Annotated in this window: 15 protein-coding genes; 4 read left to right on the forward strand and 11 right to left on the reverse strand. The window is 46.2% G+C overall.

What is annotated here, in order from left to right:
• Positions 1-95 precede the first annotated feature (95 nt).
• Entirely contained in the window at positions 96-1,034 is a 939-nt protein-coding gene (locus K6G33_RS05040) for a calcium/sodium antiporter (protein WP_296776943.1), read from the forward strand.
• A gap of 403 nt (positions 1,035-1,437) precedes the next feature.
• Here the strand turns inward: K6G33_RS05040 and K6G33_RS05045 are convergent, their stop codons facing one another.
• Together K6G33_RS05045 and K6G33_RS05050 are read right to left on the reverse strand one after the other, a co-directional pair.
• Positions 1,438-3,852: a beta-propeller domain-containing protein gene (locus K6G33_RS05045; RefSeq protein WP_296776945.1), complete on the reverse strand. Its 2,415-nt coding sequence runs from the start codon at positions 3,850-3,852 to the stop codon at positions 1,438-1,440.
• Positions 3,853-3,872: 20 nt separating this feature from the next.
• The gene (locus K6G33_RS05050) at positions 3,873-4,382 is read right to left on the reverse strand and encodes a sigma-70 family RNA polymerase sigma factor (protein ID WP_296776948.1); all 510 of its coding nucleotides are present in this window, start codon (positions 4,380-4,382) and stop codon (positions 3,873-3,875) included.
• A gap of 318 nt (positions 4,383-4,700) precedes the next feature.
• On the opposite strand from K6G33_RS05050, the gene K6G33_RS05055 reads away from it, so the two are divergent.
• Positions 4,701-6,866 (forward strand): substrate-binding domain-containing protein, encoded by a 2,166-nt coding sequence (locus K6G33_RS05055; RefSeq protein WP_296776950.1) that lies wholly within the window; start codon positions 4,701-4,703, stop codon positions 6,864-6,866.
• Between the two features lie 215 nt (positions 6,867-7,081).
• Here the strand turns inward: K6G33_RS05055 and K6G33_RS05060 are convergent, their stop codons facing one another.
• The 4 genes from K6G33_RS05060 to K6G33_RS05075 form a co-directional block, all read right to left on the reverse strand.
• The gene (locus K6G33_RS05060) at positions 7,082-7,864 is read right to left on the reverse strand and encodes a hypothetical protein (RefSeq protein WP_296776952.1); all 783 of its coding nucleotides are present in this window, start codon (positions 7,862-7,864) and stop codon (positions 7,082-7,084) included.
• 216 nt (positions 7,865-8,080) lie between these two features.
• Positions 8,081-9,037 (reverse strand): ROK family glucokinase, encoded by a 957-nt coding sequence (locus tag K6G33_RS05065; protein ID WP_296776955.1) that lies wholly within the window; start codon positions 9,035-9,037, stop codon positions 8,081-8,083.
• Between the two features lie 14 nt (positions 9,038-9,051).
• A complete protein-coding gene (locus tag K6G33_RS05070) occupies positions 9,052-10,008 on the reverse strand; it encodes a type I phosphomannose isomerase catalytic subunit (protein WP_296776957.1) in 957 nt (318 codons plus the stop codon).
• Positions 10,005-10,778: a GH25 family lysozyme gene (locus tag K6G33_RS05075; protein ID WP_296776958.1), complete on the reverse strand. Its 774-nt coding sequence runs from the start codon at positions 10,776-10,778 to the stop codon at positions 10,005-10,007. The genes K6G33_RS05070 and K6G33_RS05075 overlap by 4 nt, the downstream gene beginning before the upstream one ends.
• A gap of 250 nt (positions 10,779-11,028) precedes the next feature.
• On the opposite strand from K6G33_RS05075, the gene K6G33_RS05080 reads away from it, so the two are divergent.
• Positions 11,029-11,544: a hypothetical protein gene (locus K6G33_RS05080; protein WP_296776960.1), complete on the forward strand. Its 516-nt coding sequence runs from the start codon at positions 11,029-11,031 to the stop codon at positions 11,542-11,544.
• 84 nt (positions 11,545-11,628) lie between these two features.
• Here K6G33_RS05080 and K6G33_RS05085 read toward each other — a convergent pair whose 3' ends face one another.
• The 3 genes from K6G33_RS05085 to hpt are packed head-to-tail and all read right to left on the reverse strand — an operon-like array spanning position 11,629 to position 14,611.
• Positions 11,629-12,660, reverse strand: a complete 1,032-nt coding sequence (locus K6G33_RS05085) for a hypothetical protein (protein ID WP_296776962.1) — start codon at positions 12,658-12,660, stop codon at positions 11,629-11,631.
• A gap of 26 nt (positions 12,661-12,686) precedes the next feature.
• A complete protein-coding gene (locus K6G33_RS05090; protein ID WP_296776964.1) occupies positions 12,687-14,048 on the reverse strand; it encodes an NCS2 family permease in 1,362 nt (453 codons plus the stop codon).
• 11 nt (positions 14,049-14,059) lie between these two features.
• The gene (gene hpt / locus K6G33_RS05095) at positions 14,060-14,611 is read right to left on the reverse strand and encodes a hypoxanthine phosphoribosyltransferase (RefSeq protein ID WP_296776966.1); all 552 of its coding nucleotides are present in this window, start codon (positions 14,609-14,611) and stop codon (positions 14,060-14,062) included.
• Between the two features lie 349 nt (positions 14,612-14,960).
• Here hpt and K6G33_RS05100 point away from each other — a divergent pair, with 349 nt between their 5' ends.
• Entirely contained in the window at positions 14,961-18,386 is a 3,426-nt protein-coding gene (locus tag K6G33_RS05100) for a pectinesterase family protein (protein ID WP_296776968.1), read from the forward strand.
• Positions 18,387-18,484: 98 nt separating this feature from the next.
• Here K6G33_RS05100 and K6G33_RS05105 read toward each other — a convergent pair whose 3' ends face one another.
• Both K6G33_RS05105 and K6G33_RS05110 read right to left on the reverse strand, forming a co-directional pair.
• Complete coding sequence (locus tag K6G33_RS05105) at positions 18,485-19,252, reverse strand: hypothetical protein (protein ID WP_296776969.1); 768 nt, start codon at positions 19,250-19,252, stop codon at positions 18,485-18,487.
• Between the two features lie 68 nt (positions 19,253-19,320).
• A partial coding sequence (locus tag K6G33_RS05110) for a S1 RNA-binding domain-containing protein (protein ID WP_296776971.1) occupies positions 19,321-20,446 on the reverse strand: 1,126 nt, incomplete at its 5' end.

The following is a 20,446-nucleotide window of genomic DNA, read 5'->3' on the forward strand; positions in this document are numbered from 1 at the left end:
GGAGATATGTGATATAATATTAAGAGTGGAAAGAATTAAAGAACTTGTGGCAAGTTCTCTTGAACTTGTAAAACGGCTGTTAGGAGATTTTATAAATGCTGAAATATTTATTACTTATCGGTGGATTTGTTTTGCTCATTAAGGGCGCTGATTTTTTTGTTGACGGAAGCTCATCGGTAGCCAAGCGTCTGAAAGTACCTGCACTTATCATTGGTATGACCATTGTTGCTATGGGTACGAGCCTGCCCGAGACTTCAGTAAGCGTCAGTGCTTCATTGGCAGGAAAGAACGATCTCGCCATAAGCAACGCCGTGGGCTCTAATATTTTCAACCTTATGGTGGTATGCGGAGTATGCGCGCTGCTGTGTCCTATGGCAGTCGGGAAGGAAACTCTGAAAAAAGACCTGCCATTTTCTATGGGAGCAGCAGGAGTGCTTCTCGGACTTGGCGCATTCACAGGCAAGGTCGAAAGATGGGGCGGTATCGTGCTCCTTGTGCTTTTTGCATTTTTCCTGTATATGATGATAAGCTCTGCGCGAAAGGCGAGAGAAAACGACCCTGAATTCGTAACGGACGAGTACAAAGTCCTTCCCATGTGGAAGTGTCTGCTGTTTATCTTTGGAGGAGCGGCTGCCATTGCAGTGGGCGGAAAAATGGTAGTTGAGGGCGCGTCTGATATAGCCCGTGCGTTCGGAATGTCGGACAACCTTATCGGTATGACGGTAGTGGCTCTCGGTACGAGCCTGCCCGAGCTTGTAACGTCGATAGTTGCGGCACGAAAGGGCGAGGTGGATATGGCTCTCGGAAACGTAGTCGGCTCCAACATATTCAATATCCTTTTTGTACTTGGCATAGCAGCGGCAATATCGCCTATCGGCTTCACTGTGAATAATGCCATAGATACGGCAGTTCTTGTTGCTATGAGCCTTATGGTGCTTCTTATGTGCATACCGCAGAAAAAGATGCTCCGCTGGCACGGAGCGACGATGCTTGCAGTATATGCAGGGTATACCACATATATATTCATGAGATAATGATTAAGGAAAGGGATTATTATGACCTGTAAACATTGCGGTGCGTCTATATCCGAGTATGATATCCAGTGCCCGTACTGCGATTCATATGTAGATCATGGTTTTGAGGAATGGAAAAATGAACCAGAGGATACACCTGAGATGTATTCTCCGCTTTCGAGAGGGAGAAATTACGCCCCTCAATATGATAAAGTGAATCCTGTATTGCTGATTTTTTCTTTTTTCCCTTTAATTGGAACTGTTCTGGGTGCGGTATTGATCGCATCAGGTTATAAAAAAAGCGGTACAGTCTATCTGCTGACATCATTGGCTGTATATATTGCACCTATCCTATTTGCGATTATCTGCGCGATCATAACATAAAAGTGCCCGTGAGCAATTGCTCACGGGCTTTGTTATTGCATCAGAACACGAGTTCGTCTGTGATCTCGAGTGTGCTTATCTCAGCAGCAATGAATTTATTGCTTGAAAGTGTATATACATAGTCGCCTATATATAAAGCTCTGTTATAACGAGATATGGTATTATAATCGTCCCAGCCGTTGACAGGGGTGGAGATATCGCCGATCTCGACGAATTTTCCGTCCTCAAATCGGAAGAATACGTACTGATATACGGCTGAATATTCAGCGTTATAGTCGTTGTCGTAAGAATACGTCTCTTTATTGATCGGAACACCTATGAGGTTCTTTTCGGGAGCTATGAGGAGAGCTTTTCTCTGGTATGTTGCTTCTGAGCTGTAGTATGATTCAGACTGATTTCTTATATCATCTTCTAAGAAATACTGACTGTTCCATGTGAATACATCTGCTGCCTTGAGATTGTTGGGGTCAGAGTTGTCGAACATAGTCAGTCTCAGACCGGATATTCTGCCGTTGTCGTCAGCGTCCTGACCGAAGCCGAGGAGAAGACCGTCGCCCCATGGCTGCATATATGTGCTGAATCCGTTTATCTTGAATTCATCGAGAACTACAGGGTTCTGCGGATTGCTGAGATCAACAGCGTAGAGCGGATCGGTCTGGCGGAATGTAACAACGTAAGCCATATTGCCGCTGAAGCTTGCTGATTTGAGCTGCTCGCCAACACCGAGTTCACCGACGCTTCCGACGATATTCATATCCATATCGAGAACGTACACACGGGTATCGGTCTTGATGGTGTTGTATGTGTAGTAGCCTTCTTCATCGTCGTCACTAACTATGCTGTTCCATATTCCCTCGAAGAAGCCGTAATCGTAGTCGTCGGAGTACTTGTGGAATACCTTTTCAGTCTCGGTATAAGTAGCAGCAACGCGGAAATAGCCGTCATACTCGCTCATGGAGAACTGATCCTTGATGCTTCCCTGCACAGTACCGCCTGCCATTGGGACGATATCGCCGTCCTTAATGGAAATACGTGTGATTTCTGTGGTGTTGTCGTCGTTCCATGAGTATGAAGCGGAATAGAGATTATCGGCTGAACAGTAGATGCTGCCCGTATAACCTGCGAGGGACTTGATATCATAAGACTTTGGTGCGCCCGACTCATTGAGGTCAATGCTTCCGATGACTGTATAAGGCAGATTATAGCCGTTTTCGCAGAATCCGTTGACATCATCTGCCGGGAGGAGGATATCCTCGGCGGGTATGAGTTTGACATCATCTCGGCAGCCATAGCTTGGGATATATCTATTCTCGTTGCCTGAGTTTTCGATGTTGTCGAAGGAATAGCTGGTATAGTCGGACAGAAGGAGCATATATCCGTCGGGAGAGATCCTCACGTCGTCATAGGAGCCGTCCTGAGTGTATACATCTATCAGCTCGGGCTGGTCGCCTGTAGTATAGAACGCAACAAATGTTGAGCCGTTGCATGAGCCGCAGAAATCGCCGTTGCTGTATGAGTAGATTGAGGTGTAGTCAGTGCCGATAATAGCGATCATATCGTTATAGATGTACATATCATTAACGGTAATGGTGTATTCCTCAGCATTTTTGTTTATGTCGCTCTTGAGATCGACTGAGCTTTGGCTCGTGAACTTGCCGTCCTTGACGTTTGCGACGCGGAGAACAGGGGAGTTATATTTACCTTTCATATCGTTGCCGAGGTAGTAGATATGCTTTCCGTCAGTTTTGACGATATCAGCTTCGAGAACGTCCTGCTCCTGATAGTAGGTATCGGAGTGCTCGGGATCTTTCTCGGCTTCGGTCGTCGGTTCCGTTTCAGCTTCTGTGGTGGGTTCCGTAGCAGGTTCGGTGACAGGCTCTGTGGTTTTCTCATCATCGGAAGTTGATATTACAGGTACCTCAGGCTCTATCTCGCCGCTGCCGCCTAAACCTGCGTTGCTTGAATACTCGCCGCCGTTTGTTTTGGGTACATCAACTTCTTCGTCAGCTGAGTCGGGCATTGCTTCTTCTACGGCAAAATTGCTTTTTGTCATGGCTCCGTAGGTCTTTGCCGCGGCTTTTTTTGCCTTTTTATTAGCTTCCTCGAACATATTGTATATCTGTTCGTAGCTTTCAGCACCGCTCATATAGCTGAACTTCTTTGTTTCGGGCTCTGCGGGCTTTGCTTCCGGCGTTCTGACATCTTGCTTTGTAGTGGGCTCGATGAGCGAGTTATCGCTTGATTTATTTATCTTTCCGTTGTTCCAGTTATAAGCGGCAGTACCGCCGATCACTGCACAGGCTGCCGCAGCTGCGGTTATACGGCTGACAGCGATGCCCTTTCTCTTTTTCTTCGGAGCTTCATTGTCCAGCATTATCTTTATATTCTCAGGTCTGAGCCTGTCGGGAACAGGTTCTGAATTCATCTGCTCTTTGAGCTTGTCATCATTTTTCATGTTCATTCTCCTTTCGTGGCTCATAATTCAGGGGTGAGCTCAAGCCGCAGCCGCTGCTTTATACGTGTTAGCTTTGAACGGACTGTGCTTGATTTGATACCGCAAAGCGCGGATATCTCATCGCTTGAATAACCGCCCAGGACTGACATTGACAGCAGCAGCCTTGACTCGCTGTCGAGTCGGTCAACAGCCTCTCTCAGCTCCACTGATTCAAAGCTGAAGTTCTCACTGAGGGGAGAATCGTCGCTCAGCTCATCATTGGGCTCGAAGTAAGAGCGCTGTTTGCGTTTGATTTTTGCTGCGAGTATCGTCATTATCCAGCTGCGGAATTTTTCAGGCTTTCGTAATTTTTTTATTGAGCAGAAAGCGTCCATAACGGTATCGCTTACAGCATCAGCAGCATCGTGGGAGTTTCGCAGGCTATACAGCGCAATATGATAAAGGTCTTCATAGACAGTGGAGTATAGTCTTGCGAAAGCATCGGTGCTGCCTTCCCGCGCGAGTTGTACGTCTGCGGAGTAGTCGATCATGCGAATCCCTCCTTTGAATCCGAATTCATAACATAAGTGTCGTCAGGTGCACAAATTGCTGCACAGGAAAAATAAAATCGGCAAGGTGCACAATGAACAGATGCAACAATTGTAAGATATAACGGCGTATTAATATTCAACCCACAAAAATGAGGTTCTGGTGGAAAAAATGCAGAAAAGTTAATTGACAATTCTTAATAAATCATGTATAATAAATGTAACTTCTATTGATGCAGCCGTTTTATCAGGAGTTTAATTTAATAAATAGGCAGCAAATTACTTTTTTACGGCTAAGCAAAAAAACAGGGGTGGGAAAACTTGATAAAGAAAAAAAGAATGATCTTTGGCGTTGTAGCTGCGGAGGCGAACAGCATTGAGCAGCGTCAGATCATAAAGGGAATTGCGAGATTTGACCAGTGTGTCGGTGTCGATACCATAGTTTTCTCCAACAATTATAATCCTAATGTCAAGGAAAAGGAACTTTACTGCGAGAACAGGATATACGATCTTATCCTGTCCGACGAGATAGACGCTCTGATAGTTATATCCGAGTCCTTCGTCAATGAGGAGCTGAGAAAGCTCATCGCAGATCACCTTGTCCGCAAGAATATCCCCATTGTCATTGTAGGCACATATAACTCTGATCTGGACCTTCCTAACTGTACCTTTATAAATACCAGCGATGAGAATGATATTGAGGATCTGACCGATCATCTTGTGGAAAAACATGGATTTACGGAGATCGACATAATCACCGGTTACGATTTCATTGAAGCCTCCAACCTACGTGTGAACGGATACAGAAAATCGCTTGAAAAGCACGGCATAGAGTACGACGAGAGCCGTGTCCATTTCGGTAATTTCTGGATGAATTCGGGCGAAGAGCTTGCCGAGCGCTACCACAGCGGCGAGCTTGAACTGCCGCAGGCGATAATCTGCGCCAATGACTATATGGCGTATGGACTTATCGACCGATTTGATGAGCTTGGCATAAATGTCCCCGATGATGTAACTGTAGTCGGCTATGAGTTCGTAGGCGACCGTTTCCTGCATTCACCTATACTTACTACCTATAAGCGAAACCGCGAAACTATAGGAGAAGATGCAGCAAACCTTGTGTACAGCCGCATCAAGAAGCGCGAGTTCCTTTTTGCGCCTCCAAAGGGAGAAATGATATGCGGCACAAGCTGTACCTGCGGAATTGACCGCAAGCAGTACAAGGAAGAACTGAAAAGCGCAAGAACAAAGCGCGAATACGACAACTGGAATCTCTTTAATCCGCTGGATCAGAAGCTTACAGAGTGCCGCACCCTTAGCGAGTTTACTGATATATGCAGTGAGTATCACTGGCAGGTGCGCGGTATCCAGAGCTTTTACCTGTGCCTTTACAAAAACTGGTATGATTCAGATGCAGAGCTGAGCGAGATACTTTCCTGTCAGAGTATGGTCAACTGGGATGACAGAACGCCATTTGATCTTCACAAGTATAATTTTGCGGCACTGCTTTCCAAAAATTATGAACCTGCGGTGTACTATTTTAACCCTTTGTTCTTCAATGACCGTCTTTTTGGACATCTTGTACTAAAGTATCATGATCCCGATACATATGACGATATTTACCGCAACTGGCTCAAATCCGTATCCAACGGACTTGAGTTCCTGCGCATGAAAAATGATATACAGTATCTTACCCAGTGCCAGAATCTTTCCGATATGCGTGATACTCTCACGGGAATGTACAATGAGACAGGCATGAGGAAGGTATATCACACCATAGAGCTCGAAAAGCAGGACAGCTGTCTTGTTATGATGCGCATTGGCATATCCAATGCGGGATTCTACGAGCTCAGCGGCAAGATACCTGCCATCATGGACGCAGCCGAAGCTGTCAAGCAGTTCTGCGGCAGCAACGATATTTTCGGCAGAGTCAACGACAATACTTTTGCCTGCATAATTCAGGGCGAGGGCGACACCGAGCTCCTTGAGAATAGGCTGAATTCCATAATGTTCCAGCACGGAGTGTATATCGACCAGTACGGACTTGATTCCTTTGTATGTGCAGCTGTCAAGTGTACTGAAAAGTCGTATAGAAAGATGACGTTGGCTTGTACGGATATACTTGCCGAGCGTCAGCGCGAGAAAATGGAGATGCGTATGCGTCCGCACTATGAGGCTATGCTGAATATACGCAGCTATATCTACAGCAATCCGCAGGACAGCTTCGAGTCGGAAAAGCTCCAGAAGCTTTATCCTTACAGCGCAGGACATCTCCGCGAGGTATATAAGAAGTGCTTCGGCGTAAGTATACATAAGGACTGCATCAACGCACGAATGGCAAAGGCTACCTATTGCCTGACGGTAACTCCACTGAGTATGGCGGAAATTGCCGAGCAGTGCGGCTATGTGGACAGCAAGTATTTCCTGCGCCAGTTCCTTGCAACAGTTGGCGTAACCCCGAACCAATACCGCAATATGGCGAAGTAGGCAGCGCCGTCCTCGGCGTTCTAATCCGTTAGCCATTAGCCTTTAGTTTGTAGGGGCGGTGTTTCGCTGCCCGTGACGTAAACAAACAATAAAAAACAGACCCCGAAAGCAGTTTATCCGAAGCTTTCGGGTTTGTTTTTGGGTTTTGATATATTAAATCAGGATTAATATATACTTTTTCAATTATTTCATGTTATGTTTTATCAAGGAATTACTTAATCTAAGTAGTAGTAAATAACCACTGTCGAATCCTTTGCAAATGTATCTTCTTTAGTGAAACTTGATTTTCCGCTAATAGTAATATGTTCAACTGTATTATCCCAATCCAATAAACCTGATTTTTTAGTTGAAACTTTTGCTATTACATTTGTGAATCCTGCAGATTCAAATTGTTTAACAACTTTAGAATAATTTTTTCCAATTAGATTATCGGAATTATTAGGAACAAGAATATAATCTTCGGAAGCCGATTCTGATATTCGCTTTTTATCTAAAATTAAAGAAATGTAATTTTCACGTTTCGTATCCCAAACTTCATCTTCACCAGATGTCCAATTATCTTTGCAATATAATTGATTAGCCAAAAGCAAGGCTCTATCATAATCTTCGCTATTAATTGCTTGATTTATTTCAGATTCAATTTCTTTAAGTTGCTTAATATTCTTTCTATGTTCTACATATGGAATTCCACCAAGTCCACCCAAAAGCAAAAGGAAGAATAATATATATCCGATAAAAATTTTACCTATAGCCCTGTCGCTTCGCTTCTCTTCTTCGGCTTTCATTATGAGCTTGAAACGCTCCTGCTCATTTTGCTTATCAACTATATGTTCTTTATGCTCCATTTCCTTTACTTTTACCTTTGATTGATATGCAACTTTACTCATACCATCAAGCATAATTTTATTCCCACAATACATACAGTAAAAGGTATCAATTCCATCTTGCACTTCTAAAGTAGCATCACAATTGGGACATTTTAATGTAATAAGTTTCATATAATTCCCCCTTTTTATATTCTTTTACACATTTAATTACAATTCATTCTAATTTGATTATACTTCAAAAAGCTTAATATGTCAACAAAGAAGCCGCAGTATGTGAAATACTACGGCTTTTTTCGTTATTAAGCGGGCTGTCGAGGACGCCAGCCACTACGATGTTGGAACGCCGAGGGCGGCGTTCCCTACTAAAGGCTAATGCCTAATGGCTCATTATTGGTTAGCACGTCCGAGGAATGCAGCACCGATGATGCCTGCGTCGTTTCCGAGCTTAGCTATAACGATCTCTGTATTCTTAGGTGAGTTGCGTGTGTAAACTTCCTTAGCAACGAGTTCCTTCATAGGGAGAAGGAGCGGATCGCCCTCATTGCAGACACCGCCGCCGATGCAGAGGATATCAGGCTGGAAGATATTGATAGTATTTGTGATACCTGCTGCGAGGTACTTGATGTACTTGTCAACAACAGCCTTAGCGTACTTGTCGCCTGCTCTCATGCAGTCGAATGAAGTACGAGCTGTTACCTTGCCTTTTTCTTCAGCAGACTTAGCCATGATGCTGTCGGGGTGCTCTGCGATAGCTTCCTTAGTCATGCGGATAAGACCTGTAGCGGAAGAATAAGCCTCAAAGCAGCCCTTTCTGCCGCATGAACACTGAGCGCCGTCAACTTCGATAACAGTATGACCGATCTCAGCGCCTGCAAAGTTAGAACCTGAGTAGATCTTGCCGTCGATGATGATGCCGCCGCCGACACCGGTGCCGAGAGTGATACAAACAGCGTTCTTTGCGCCCGTTGCAGCTCCTGCAACGAACTCGCCGTAAGCAGCAGCGTTAGCGTCGTTCTCGATAAATACAGGCTTGTTGATAGTTTCCTGTATGTACTTCACCATTGGAGTATCCTTGAAGCCGAGGTTGTTGGAGTACTCGATGATACCTGTCTCGCTGTTTGCGATACCGGGAGTACCAACACCGATCCACTCGATCTGGTCCATAGTGAGCTTGGCGCTCTTTACAGCCTCGATAGCCATTCTTGCCATATCGTCAGCGATCTCCTTTTCGGGACGCGGACAATTGGTCTTAGTGCTTGCCTTAGAAACGATGTTGTAATTTTCATCAACAACACCTGCAACGATATTTGTACCGCCGAGGTCGATTCCTACATAGTATTTCATTTTATATATCCTCCTTATGGAATTGCCGTGATTATCACGTCGCAATTTCCTTTTATAACGTATGATCCTGCTCCTGCGGGTACAAAGACACTTGAACCCATAGTGAGCGGTATATTGCAGCCGTCTGCGCAGAGCTCTCCGCTTCCGCCGATAACGAGTATATGAGCGAATGAGCTGTCGTCAGTACCCAGCTGAACTTCCTTGATTATTCTTTCGCGGTTCACGTTGAAGTACTCGCACTCTGCGAGGAGTTGAACAACTGCGCCGTCCAGTTCCATTCCGTATATAGGTCTGTGCGGATCAAGAGGCTCTGTATTTGTGACTTCGAGAGCCTTTTCGACGTGGAGCTGTCTTGGCTTTCCGTCAGCGCCGAGTCTTCCGTAGTCGTAAACGCGATAGGTAACATTTGAGCTTTGCTGTATCTCGGCAATGAGTATGCCCTTGCCTATAGCGTGGAGCGTACCAGGTTCGATGAAGAAAACGTCGCCCTTTTTTACGGGGACTTTGTTCACCTTATCCATGAGGGTGTTTTCCTCGATAGCCCTGCGGAATTCCTCCTTGGTTATCCTCTCCTTGAATCCGTAGACCAGCTCGGCATCGGGTTCAGCGTCGATGATATACCACATCTCGGTCTTGCCGTTGTCGTTTTCGTATTTACGGGCATATTCGTCGCAGGGGTGTACCTGTACGGAAAGATCGTTTTTAGCGTCGATGAGCTTTACGAGTACGGGGAAGCTGCTGAACTTTTTGCAGTTCTTTCCCATAGCCTCGGGGTGCTTCCGGAGTATCTCAGAAAGCTTCATTCCCTTGAATTCGCCGCTTGCAGCTATACATTCCCCGTCGGGGTGACAGCTGAGCTCCCAGCTTTCCGCAAGGCGTTCGCCGTCGCTTTTCTTTCCGAATAGTTCACGGAGCTTCGTACCGCCCCAGATATAGTCCTTTATAGGAGCTTCTATTAAAAATGGTTTCACTTTTTCGCCTTTCTTTGAGAAGCAGACTCTGCGTCCGCTTTTTGTGTGGGCTTTGCGAATTCCCTGTTGAAGTCATCGGCAGAGCCGTTGTAAACATTGAGGTCTATGTGTTCTTCTTCGCCGACATAGCCGCTGAGAGTGCCTTTGTCGCTGTACTGCCAGAATTTCCAGTTAAGGAGATCGGGCTCGCAGTTCACGCTGCGTATCCAAAGGGGATATTCGGAGAAATTCTCCTTTACGTATCGGCAGTACACAGGCAGGGTAGTATAGATTATGGGCTTTACGCCGTAGTAATTCTCAAGCCTTGTCAGGAGGGGACGAAGTATGCTTTCGGCTTCTTCCCTTGATGGCTTATTGGAACGCTTGTCAGCGTAGTACTCGATATCCACAACGGGCGGCATATCTATCTCGTTCCTGCCTACAGAAGATATGAAATTGTCAGCCTGAGTTTCTCCCGAGCTGTCGAAGCTGAAGAAATGATAGGCGGATACTCTGATATTTGTGGAGGCAGCCCTGTCCAGATTTCTTCTTACCGATTCGTCGGTATGACCGCTCCCCTCGGTCGCTTTGATAAAGGCGAAGGAAACGTTCTGGGATTCCAGCTCCTTCCAGTTGATATCTCCCTGATAGTTTGATACGTCAACGCCGAATATGGGATATTTCGACTTGTTGACCTTGGCTGTTGAGAAGAACAGCGCACTTGCTGCTGAGAATCCTATGAATGAACCTCCGAGCAGAGTGCAGATGATATTTCGTTTCAAGTTAAGCATAAAAATGCAGACAACTCCCTGAGCTTTCAGTATTTCCCGAAGGGTGGGATAAAAGCTGTGCAAAGTTATTATGTACAAAAAGTCATACAATAATATAATAAACTATAATCATGAAATAGTCAACAGTTTTTTTGCAATTTGCGAAAAAAGTACTGCCTGTCCGACAGCTCTCGGGGCAGCAAGCTTCTATTGACAAAAAAATAAAAAAATGTTAGAATCATTTTAATAAAATATTTGGCGAGGTAATAATATGGACTTTGAAGTGGAATATACCAAGAACAGGACTCAGATGAACAGGATAAAAAAAGAGGACAAGATATTTTTTATAACTTGCGCGGCAAATCTGATATTCTTTCTTTTTTCTGCCTTTTTGCTCATTTCTTCGGGAGAGAAGAACTATCTTATCAGTACAGTTGTCTATCTGACTTCGAGTGCAGGCGGAGTATTGAGTTTGTATAAGAGGAATACTGTGCTTGCCGTTATTTCTTCTGTTGGTTTTTTCAGTGAGATGATGATGATAATGCTCATGTCAGGTTTTTCGCTGTTCACGTTTGCGTTATTCGGTGTGCTCATAGGCTTTAGTGTAAGGAATATCATGAATGTCAGGATGTATCAATGGCTTCAGCAGCAGGACGGTTTCCCGTACTTTGAGCCGAAACAGAAAATATACGAGATGAACAAGGTACAGTGGAATATCAAGGATCCATATACCCTTGAAAAGGAAAGGCACGAGAAGAATGCGGCAAGACATATGGACGATCTCTGAAAAAATACTCATATAATACAAAAAGCCTAAGAAATATCTTAGGCTTTGTTTATTATTTGCTCCCTTTTGCGGAGCGTTTTCGGTTTACATTATGCTGAACAGCTGTTTTTCGTCCCGCGGGTCAAAGCTTACGAGCTTACTGCTGTCCCGTGAGACTGCAAGACCATTCCGCTCATTTATCGGCGAGATGGAGAACTTTCCGCTGCGTCTGTGAGCTATTCTGAAGATACTGCCGAACCGCGTATTCACAGGCATTCCTGCAAGCTCAAAAACTATTCCGCGCTCCGTGACTCTCACTGAGAGCGGCGGAGTGTCGGCGAAAAATCTGCATATCATACCGTCGGCGGCGTAATGACCGCGCTGAGGTGTTACCAGAGTGTCGCGGTAAAAGCGGTACAGCAGTGCTGCAACAGCCTGTTCGGTGTCGTAAAGCCGCTTTACTATCTCTTTTATGGGAGCAGTATGGACTTTTTCTGCTTCTGAGCATATGCGCTCAGTGTTTCTGTTGATAGCTGTTGAAAAGCTGCTTCTCACGGCAAAACGGTGCAGAGTTTCGGAGGTTATGTGCTGTTCGGGGACGAACTCGGGATACAATGCTCGTGCCAGATCCTCATAGCTGACGTGGACGCATTTCTTGCTGGAAAAATACGTCATCTTCGCTGCGTGAGGAAGACAGCACATATCCGACATCATATGGACGGCTCTTGCGAGATAGACCGCACCCTGACCGATAAAGCCTGCATGATGCATAGTCAGTGCCATTGTGTAGTCCTCCTCGAACATAGTTCGTGCGCTCTTTGCGAACAGGTCCTTGCCGTTTTTGTAGTAGCCGCATACAGGCGATACACGTCTGAGCGATGAGGTGCAGGCGCTGTAATAGTGTCTCCCTGCGCCGTTTTCGCGGTCACCGCTCTCGTCTGCGCGAACGGTGTATGGCAGCATTATCCGCAGCTGAGGTCTTATGAGAGCCTCGGCTTCGGGAGCTGTTTCATGGAGGAGCTTCAATGCTCTTATGAGGATATCCTGATGTATCTGTGATTCGGGAAGTCTTTTTGCATTGCGGTATTTTACCGAAAGGTCATGAAGTCGGGCTGCTGTTGCTTTCCATTTGTTCATAGTATAGCTCCTTTAATGCAGCTGTATCAGAGGAAGATGTACTTCAGAATGAACAGAACTGCGAGAACGTACATTATAGGATTGATCTCCTTGCGCTTTCCGCAGGCAAGATTGATGATTACATAAGAGATAACGCCGATAGCGATACCCTCTGAGATGCTGTAGAACAGCGGCATAGCAATAACGCAGAGGTATGCGGGGATAGCCGATGTGTAGTTCTTTTCGTCTACCTTTATCTCGGAGACCGTGCTGAACATGAGGAATCCCACGAGTATCAGCGCAGGAGCTGTTGCAAATGCAGGGATAGAGATGAATATTGGTGCGAGGAACATTGAGAGCAGAAACAGTACGGCTGTTGTGAGAGCTGTAAGACCTGTTCTTCCGCCTGCGGCTGTACCTGCGGAGGACTCAACGAAAGTAGTCGTTGTAGATGTACCGAATACAGCGCCTGCTGTAGTTGCTACAGCGTCTGCCATAAGAGCGGGTCTGATAGCAGGGAGCTTGCCTTCCTTGTCGAGAAGTCCTGCCTTTGTGCTGACGCCGATGAGAGTTCCGAGAGTGTCAAAGAGGTCAACGAACAGGAACGAGAATATTACTACGACAAAGTTGAATATGCCGACTGAGTTCATATCCACATCGAAGCATTCGCCGAATGTTTCGCCGAGCTTTGAGAAGTCGGTCATATGGAATGAAGGGATAAGCGTATAGAATCCTGCCTCTGCATCGGGAGCGTATATGCCTGTGAGTTCGCAAAGTATTCCCAGCAGCCATGTGATAACGATACCGATAAGGATAGCGCCCTTGACCTTTTTGATGTAGAGTATGGACATTATGAGAAGTCCGATAACTGCAAGGAGTGCGCATACGCCTGCGGTGCTGAAATTCTCAGTGAAATCGGTGAGAGTAACAAGAGTTGCGGAATCAACTGCAAGTCCTGCGTTCTGGAGACCGATGAAGGCGATGAACAGTCCGATGCCCACGGATACCGCGCGTTTCAGGGAAAGGGGGATCGCATCGAAAATGGCTTCTCTTACCTTTGTAAGGGAAAGTACGATGAAGATGATGCCCTCGATGAATACTGCAAGGAGAGCCACCTGCCACGAATAGCCGAGGTTTCCGCATACAGTGTATGCCATATATGCATTAAGACCCATGCCTGCCGAGAGTGCGAACGGGAGATTTGCCATGAATGCCATACATATGGTTCCGACAAAGGACGCAAGGCAGGTAGCAAGAAGAACTGCGGTGCTGTCCATGCCTGTGGACGAAAGTACATTGGGGTTTACGGCGAGGATGTACGCCATAGTCATAAATGTTGTGATACCTGCGGCGATCTCGGTCTTGACATCAGTGCCGCGTTCCTTCAGCTTAAATAACTTTTCAACCATTTTTACTTACCTCATTCATTGTTAAATTCTGCGATATACGGGAGATTTCTGTAGAATTCACCATAATCGAGACCGTAGCCGATAACGAAATAATCGGGGATAGTGAACAGCGAGTAGTCTGCTTTCAGGTCAACGACGCGACGGTCGGGTTTGTCGAGAAGGGTTATTACTCTGATCGAGAGGGGATTGCGCAGTTTCAGGAGCTTGAGAAGCTCGTTGAGGGTACGTCCTGTGTCGATGATATCCTCGATTATGATAACGTGGTATTTGCTGATATCATGCTTCAGATCCATGGTTATCTGAACGTGTCCTGAGGATTCTGTTCCCTCAAAATAGCTCTTCGCAGCCATGAAATCTATCTCGCAGGGGACATTTACCTCACGGCAGAGGTCTGCCATAAAAATAAAAGCGCCCTTCAGGATACTCACGAGGAGTATAGGTGAGCCGTCGTAGATGGAATTTATCATTTCACCTGCTTTTTTCAGCTCTGCTTTTATCTCTTCCTCGGAAATAATTACGCGCTTGATCTTGCTTTTCCATTCTTCTGTGCTGTCGAAATTCATAATATTCCTCCAATGCTGTTTTAATATACATTTATTATACCATTCTGCGTGATATTGTCAATAAGATAGGTGCATTTTTGACGGAAAATACAATAAAAATTCCATATATATCTATAGGGAGAGTGATGAAATATGTACAAAGGGCGGAAATACTAATTGTATATATCTACAAAAATATAATTAATTATATGTCGCTTATTTACATATTATTATATGCGTGTTATAATTATCCTGTATAGGTGTATATTCTGCGCACCGACTTTCCCTGTGTCGGAGGGATATTCACCGCAGTTTATGGAAGTTCCGCTTTAGGCAGCGGATATAACCGTTATGAAAAGGAGTAAAAACAATGGTTAGCAGAACAAAAAAGCTCTCATTGCAGCTTATTGCGTTTGCTTCTGCTCTTGTGGTAATGCTTGCATCATTTGCAGTATTGCCGCGCATCGAAGCCCATGCGGCAGGCACTGACCTGTACGTGGGATATTCAGGCAGGAACAACAACTTTTCGACAGTTCAGGCGGCTGTGGACAAGGCTGCAAGTCTCAACCCATCATCAGAATCAAACCGTGTGACGATACATATAGCTCCGGGCACTTATCGTCAGCAGGTCATTGTCCAGACACCTTATGTTTCATTCGTAAATGACGAGCCGAGCAAAGGCGAAGTCGTGCTCACATGGTACTACGGCATAGGCTACAAGTACTACAGTGCAAACTCCAAGGGCTATTACGACGCAAATCTCGCAAATGCAAAGAGCGGCAAGAACGTGGCTAATTACCGCTGGGGAGCTACTGTACAGCTCTGGCCTAAGGCTACAAACTTCAAGGCTCAGAATATCACCTTCGAGAATTCCTTCAACCGCTACATCACTCAGGAGGAGCTTGCCGACGGTGTTGAGCTTACAGGCGACACCTCTGTCACAAAGATCACTCAGGTGAGAAATAACTGGACCGATGCGAAATCAAAGGCAGCAACAGAACGTGCAGCAGCTCTTTCTGTTGATACAGGGTATGCCGAGTTTCTCAACTGTAAGTTACTGTCAAGTCAGGATACTCTCTACACAGGCGGTTCTCCGCAGTACTACAAGAACTGTCTCATCGAGGGTCAGACAGACTACATCTTCGGCGGCAGCAATGCTGTATTCGACAACTGCGAGCTTCGCTGGAAGGGCTACAGCAGCGGTTCTGTAGGCGGTTATATCACCGCTGCAAGAGGACAGGGAAGCCCCTACACAGGATATCTCTTCAAGGACTGCAAGGTAACTGCGAACTCTCAGCTTACTGTAAGCGCAGGCTATCTCGGCAGACCGTGGGGTCAAACCGCAAAGGTGCTCTTCGTGAATACCACCCTCCAGAACGGCAACATGATAACAGCAGCAGGCTGGACTTCAATGAGCGGCGTACAGCCCGAGAGCGTTGACGGCTTCAAGGAGAACGGCACTAAGCTCTCAAACGGACAGCGTGTCGACCTCTCACAGCGTAAGGGCCATATCGTTTCAGACAGCGACGCTGCAAACATCAACATCAAGAATTATCTCAACAACTGGACACCTTCCTTCCTTAACGGCGAAGGAAATACCAGCGGCAGCAACGACCAGCCATCTTCCAATATCGAGGGAGCTATCAAGACCTGCGGCGGCTGGTTTGAGACTGCCTACGTTGAGTGGGACAGCTCAAAGCTGGGAAATAATGTCAAGGTGAGCTATGCTCAGGACGGCAGCTCTGACTATACATCTGTTGATCCTCAGCTCATAAGAGGCACAAGAGTCGATATTCCCGGACTCAAGGGAAATACTTCTTATACTGTCAGCTTACAGGGGTCAAACGGTTCTGCAAGCTGCAAGATCAAGACTATGGCTCATGACCGCAGCGGTTACGCTCACTGGAACAACTCCGAGGGCATAGGAGCTTACAACAACGACGGTACTCTGAAATCAGGAATTACTGTCATCTATGTTACAAATTCCAACAAGGATACTATCACATGGGGCGGCAAAACAGGTCTGTTCAATATCTTTGATGCAGGTCCGAGCAATGTCTGCTTCAGACTTATCGGCACTATCGACGTTCCGTCAGGCGCTAAGGCTAATAACGGTCAGCAGAACGACGGCTCGAATATGCTCTACATGAAGGGCGGCAAGAACGTTACCGTAGAGGGGATCGGCTACGACGCAAACCTCAATAAATGGGGCTTTGATATGAAGCACTCCACAAGCTGCGAGGTAAGGAACCTCTGGCTGGGTCAGTACCCTGACGACGGTATCTCAATGTCGGGAGGAAGCACTTCAAAGTCTTCACGCATTTGGGTACACAACAACACAATTGAGAAGGGCTATAACGCTTACGCAGGCAACGGCATCGTTGACGACGACAAGGCTGACGGCGACGGCTCTCTCGATATCAAGTGGGCTGAGTACGTAACAGTTTCCTACAACGTATTCAAGGACGCTCACAAGACCTCTCTCGTAGGAGGCGGCACATCACACGAGCAGGACTGGATAACCTATCACCACAACTGGTTCAATAATACCGAGTCCCGTAACCCTCGTGCGAGAGTTGCTCACGTTCACAGCTACAACAACTATTTCTACAACAACAAGCAGTACGGTATCGGAGCTTCCTACAATTCAAAGGTATTCTCCGAGGCTAATTATTACGAAAAGACCAATCTCCCTCTTGACGCTGTAAATATGGGCAGCGACGCTTATTCGGGAACTATCAAGTCCTGCGGCGACAAGTTCGACAGCTGCAATATGGGCAGCGGTCTGGCTTACCAGATAGTTTACAACAGAAGCGACAAGGCTTACATAAACAACCTCAAGAGCGGCGGTGCAGGCTACGATAACTTCGATACAGATTCATCGAAGATATACAGCAGCTACAATGTTCAGTCTGCTGATGCTGCAAAGTCCGAGGTAATGGCTAATGCAGGCAGAATGCAGAACAAGACATACAATGCGGGTACAGTTTCCGACGGCAGCGATGTTCCTCCGAGATACGATGAGTATATGAGAAGCACACTTATCGCCCGCCTTGACATCAAGGACGCAAGCTACGGCGCTCAGTGGTCTATCGCTGAGAGCTATTCGGTAGGCGACAAGGCGTTCGGCGACCGCGAGCACGTTATCGCATCAGTTCCTTCAAGTATTCTCGGCGGAGAGCATATCCTAACAGCCTGCAACTCAAAGAATACCGATTCTGATCTGGCTGTACTCACAGCTGCTAAGGATATCACGGTATACGTTGCACTGGATCAGAGAGTAACAAATCCTCCTTCATGGCTGTGGAATATGAGCAAGACAGGCGAGATCGTTGAGATCAACGACAGCGAGGCTGTAAGACCCTTCGATGTTTACGCTAAGGAGCTCAAAGCAGGGGAGACATTCACTCTCGGTACAAACGGTATGAGCGGTGCTTGTATGAACTACACTGCATTCGTTAAGGAGGCAGTCAAGGTGACTACTACCACTACGACTACCACCACAACTACAACTACAACAACTACGACCACCACTACCACAGCTCCTCCGCAGTACAATTATCTTGCAGGCGATGCAAACTATGATGGCGGTGTAGATCTTTCAGATGTGGTTCTTATCATGCAGGCTCTTGCAAATCCTAACAAGTACGGTCTGAACGGTTCGGAAGAATCACATATCACAGAGGGCGGGCTCAAAAATGCTGATGTTGAGGGCAATAACGGTCTAACAGCCAACGATGCACTCACGATACAGCTCTATCTGCTTCACCTTGTTGATAAACTTCCTTTAGACTGAGACTAACGTTATAGAGTTATTATAGAGAAAAGCCATAGTATCACTTGGGTACTATGGCTTTTTGCATTGTTATGTGATTTTCTGTCTGACAAGCAGATTCAGTAATTGATATACGTGCCTAATACTTTTCCGTCGCAGCCGCGTATGAGCACATAGCTGGAGCCTTCACTCCATGAGACTTTATGTACTGCGCCGTCGTTTCTTGTCCACGAAGCAGGAATGCGGCGTACACGCCAGACATCATAGTCTTCATAATAATCGGCTGAAAACGGCGGATCATCTCTTGTGAAGCCGATGCCGTCCTGAGGAGCAGGCTCTTTTTCGAGCTGGTCTATGTAATCCTGACCTTTGCCGCTGAGAAGCAAATATCTTGCTTTATCAATGAGATCCTGCTCATCGGCAATACGGCCGAGCACTCTGTCAACGGTCAGATTCTCGGCTTCATAGACCATATAGTTTTCTAAGTTCTTGAAGTCGATCAGATTTCCGTCGGGATCATGGTGTTTAAAAGTACCGTCTTCTGTACCTTCCATATAGAAATACTTGTAGTTGTCCCTGAGCACGTTGACAGCTTTAAGTATATTCTTGTCTTCTTCGTTTTGATCTGTTTCAGCTTCTGTTTCAGGCTGCTGTTCCGTAGCTTTTTCGGTTGTTGCTGGAGCGGTCGATGTTGCGGCTGAAGTGGTGGTTTCTGAAGCAGCTGTTTCGGTTTTGGTTGTGGCAGCAGTTGTGGCAGCCGCTGCAGATGTCGTGGTCTCAGTCGTGGTAACAGCTGTGTCATCGGTTTTTTCAGCTTTTGTATCCTGACCGCATGAAGCCAGAAGGCTCAGACCGAGCATGATCGGAATGATAAGCTTTTTACGCATAGAACTTCACCTCGTTATAGTTAGAATAAAAAAGGCTGCACATTATGTGCAGCCTGATAGTTTACTGATTATTCAGCGTCCTCAGAAGCTTCTTCAGCGTCATCTGCGTTCTCGAGAAGAGCGCGCATAGAAATACTGATTCTCTTTGACTCAGGATCAATATCAATGATCTTAACATCAACCTCGTCGCCTACAGAAAGAACGTCCTTGACATTCTCTACCTTCTGGTCAGCGATCTGTGAGATGTGGATAAGACCGTCAACGCCGTCGATGATCTGTGCGAATGCACCAAAACTTGTAATAGATACGATAGTAGCCTTGACTACGTCGCCTACCTGATAGTTAGCCTTGAAGATTTCCCATGGGTTGTCCTCAGCCTTCTTGAAGCCGAGTGAGATGCGGTTAGCTTCCTGATCGAGATCCTTGATGTATACCTCGAGAGTATCGCCAACGTTTACAACTTCACTTGGGTGCTTGATGCGCTTCCATGAAAGCTCAGAGATATGTACCATGCCGTCGATGCCGCCGAGATCAACGAATGCACCGAAGCTTGTGAGAGACTTGACCTTACCTGTGTAAGTCTTTCCGACCTCAGCTGTCTCCCAGAACTTGGACTTAGCTTCTTCCTTCTTAGCGTTCTGAACAGCCTTGATAGAACCAACAGCTCTCTTTCTGCCGCCCTCGGAAACCTCGATAACGATGAACTCTACCTTCTTCTTGAGGAGCTGGTCGAGCTCTGCGCCTCTTGGGAGACCTGTGAGTGAAGCAGGGATAAATACTCTTACGCCGAGAACTGTGAGAGTAACGCCCTTATTAACAACGCTCTGAACGACACCTTCGAGAACTGTGCCTTCCTGCTGAGCCTTTACGATCTTCTCGTAGCCGGCCTGCTCGTCAACCTTTCTCTTAGAGAGAGCAGCTGTACCCTCTGCGTCGTTTACCTTAATTACAACAAGATCAATCTCGTCACCAACGCTGACGATGTCAGAAGGCTTCTTTGAAGGATCGTCTGTAAGGTCGTCAAGAGCAACATAACCTGTATGCTTTGTACCAAGGTCAACGATAACTTCTGTATTATTTACAGCGATAACTGTGCCTTTAACTTTCTCTCCTGTATGTATTTTTTTGAATGACTCGTCGATAGCCTGAGCGAAATCGATCTCCTCATCCTGATTAGCTGCAAGAATTTCATTT

The sequence above is a fragment of the Ruminococcus sp. genome, from assembly GCF_024691275.1.
In the GTDB taxonomy this organism is placed as follows: domain Bacteria; phylum Bacillota; class Clostridia; order Oscillospirales; family Ruminococcaceae; genus Ruminococcus.

Coding starts and splice junctions, on each gene's coding strand:
- K6G33_RS05050 (WP_296776948.1), bottom strand. CDS start 4,382: ATGATCGACTACTCCGCAGACGTACAACTCGCGCGGGAAGGCAGCACC.
- K6G33_RS05105 (WP_296776969.1), bottom strand. CDS start 19,252: ATGCGTAAAAAGCTTATCATTCCGATCATGCTCGGTCTGAGCCTTCTG.
- K6G33_RS05080 (WP_296776960.1), top strand. CDS start 11,029: ATGGACTTTGAAGTGGAATATACCAAGAACAGGACTCAGATGAACAGG.
- K6G33_RS05060 (WP_296776952.1), bottom strand. CDS start 7,864: ATGAAACTTATTACATTAAAATGTCCCAATTGTGATGCTACTTTAGAA.
- K6G33_RS05045 (WP_296776945.1), bottom strand. CDS start 3,852: ATGAAAAATGATGACAAGCTCAAAGAGCAGATGAATTCAGAACCTGTT.
- K6G33_RS05085 (WP_296776962.1), bottom strand. CDS start 12,660: ATGAACAAATGGAAAGCAACAGCAGCCCGACTTCATGACCTTTCGGTA.
- K6G33_RS05040 (WP_296776943.1), top strand. CDS start 96: ATGCTGAAATATTTATTACTTATCGGTGGATTTGTTTTGCTCATTAAG.
- hpt (WP_296776966.1), bottom strand. CDS start 14,611: ATGAATTTCGACAGCACAGAAGAATGGAAAAGCAAGATCAAGCGCGTA.
- K6G33_RS05075 (WP_296776958.1), bottom strand. CDS start 10,778: ATGCTTAACTTGAAACGAAATATCATCTGCACTCTGCTCGGAGGTTCA.
- K6G33_RS05090 (WP_296776964.1), bottom strand. CDS start 14,048: ATGGTTGAAAAGTTATTTAAGCTGAAGGAACGCGGCACTGATGTCAAG.
- K6G33_RS05065 (WP_296776955.1), bottom strand. CDS start 9,037: ATGAAATACTATGTAGGAATCGACCTCGGCGGTACAAATATCGTTGCA.
- K6G33_RS05100 (WP_296776968.1), top strand. CDS start 14,961: ATGGTTAGCAGAACAAAAAAGCTCTCATTGCAGCTTATTGCGTTTGCT.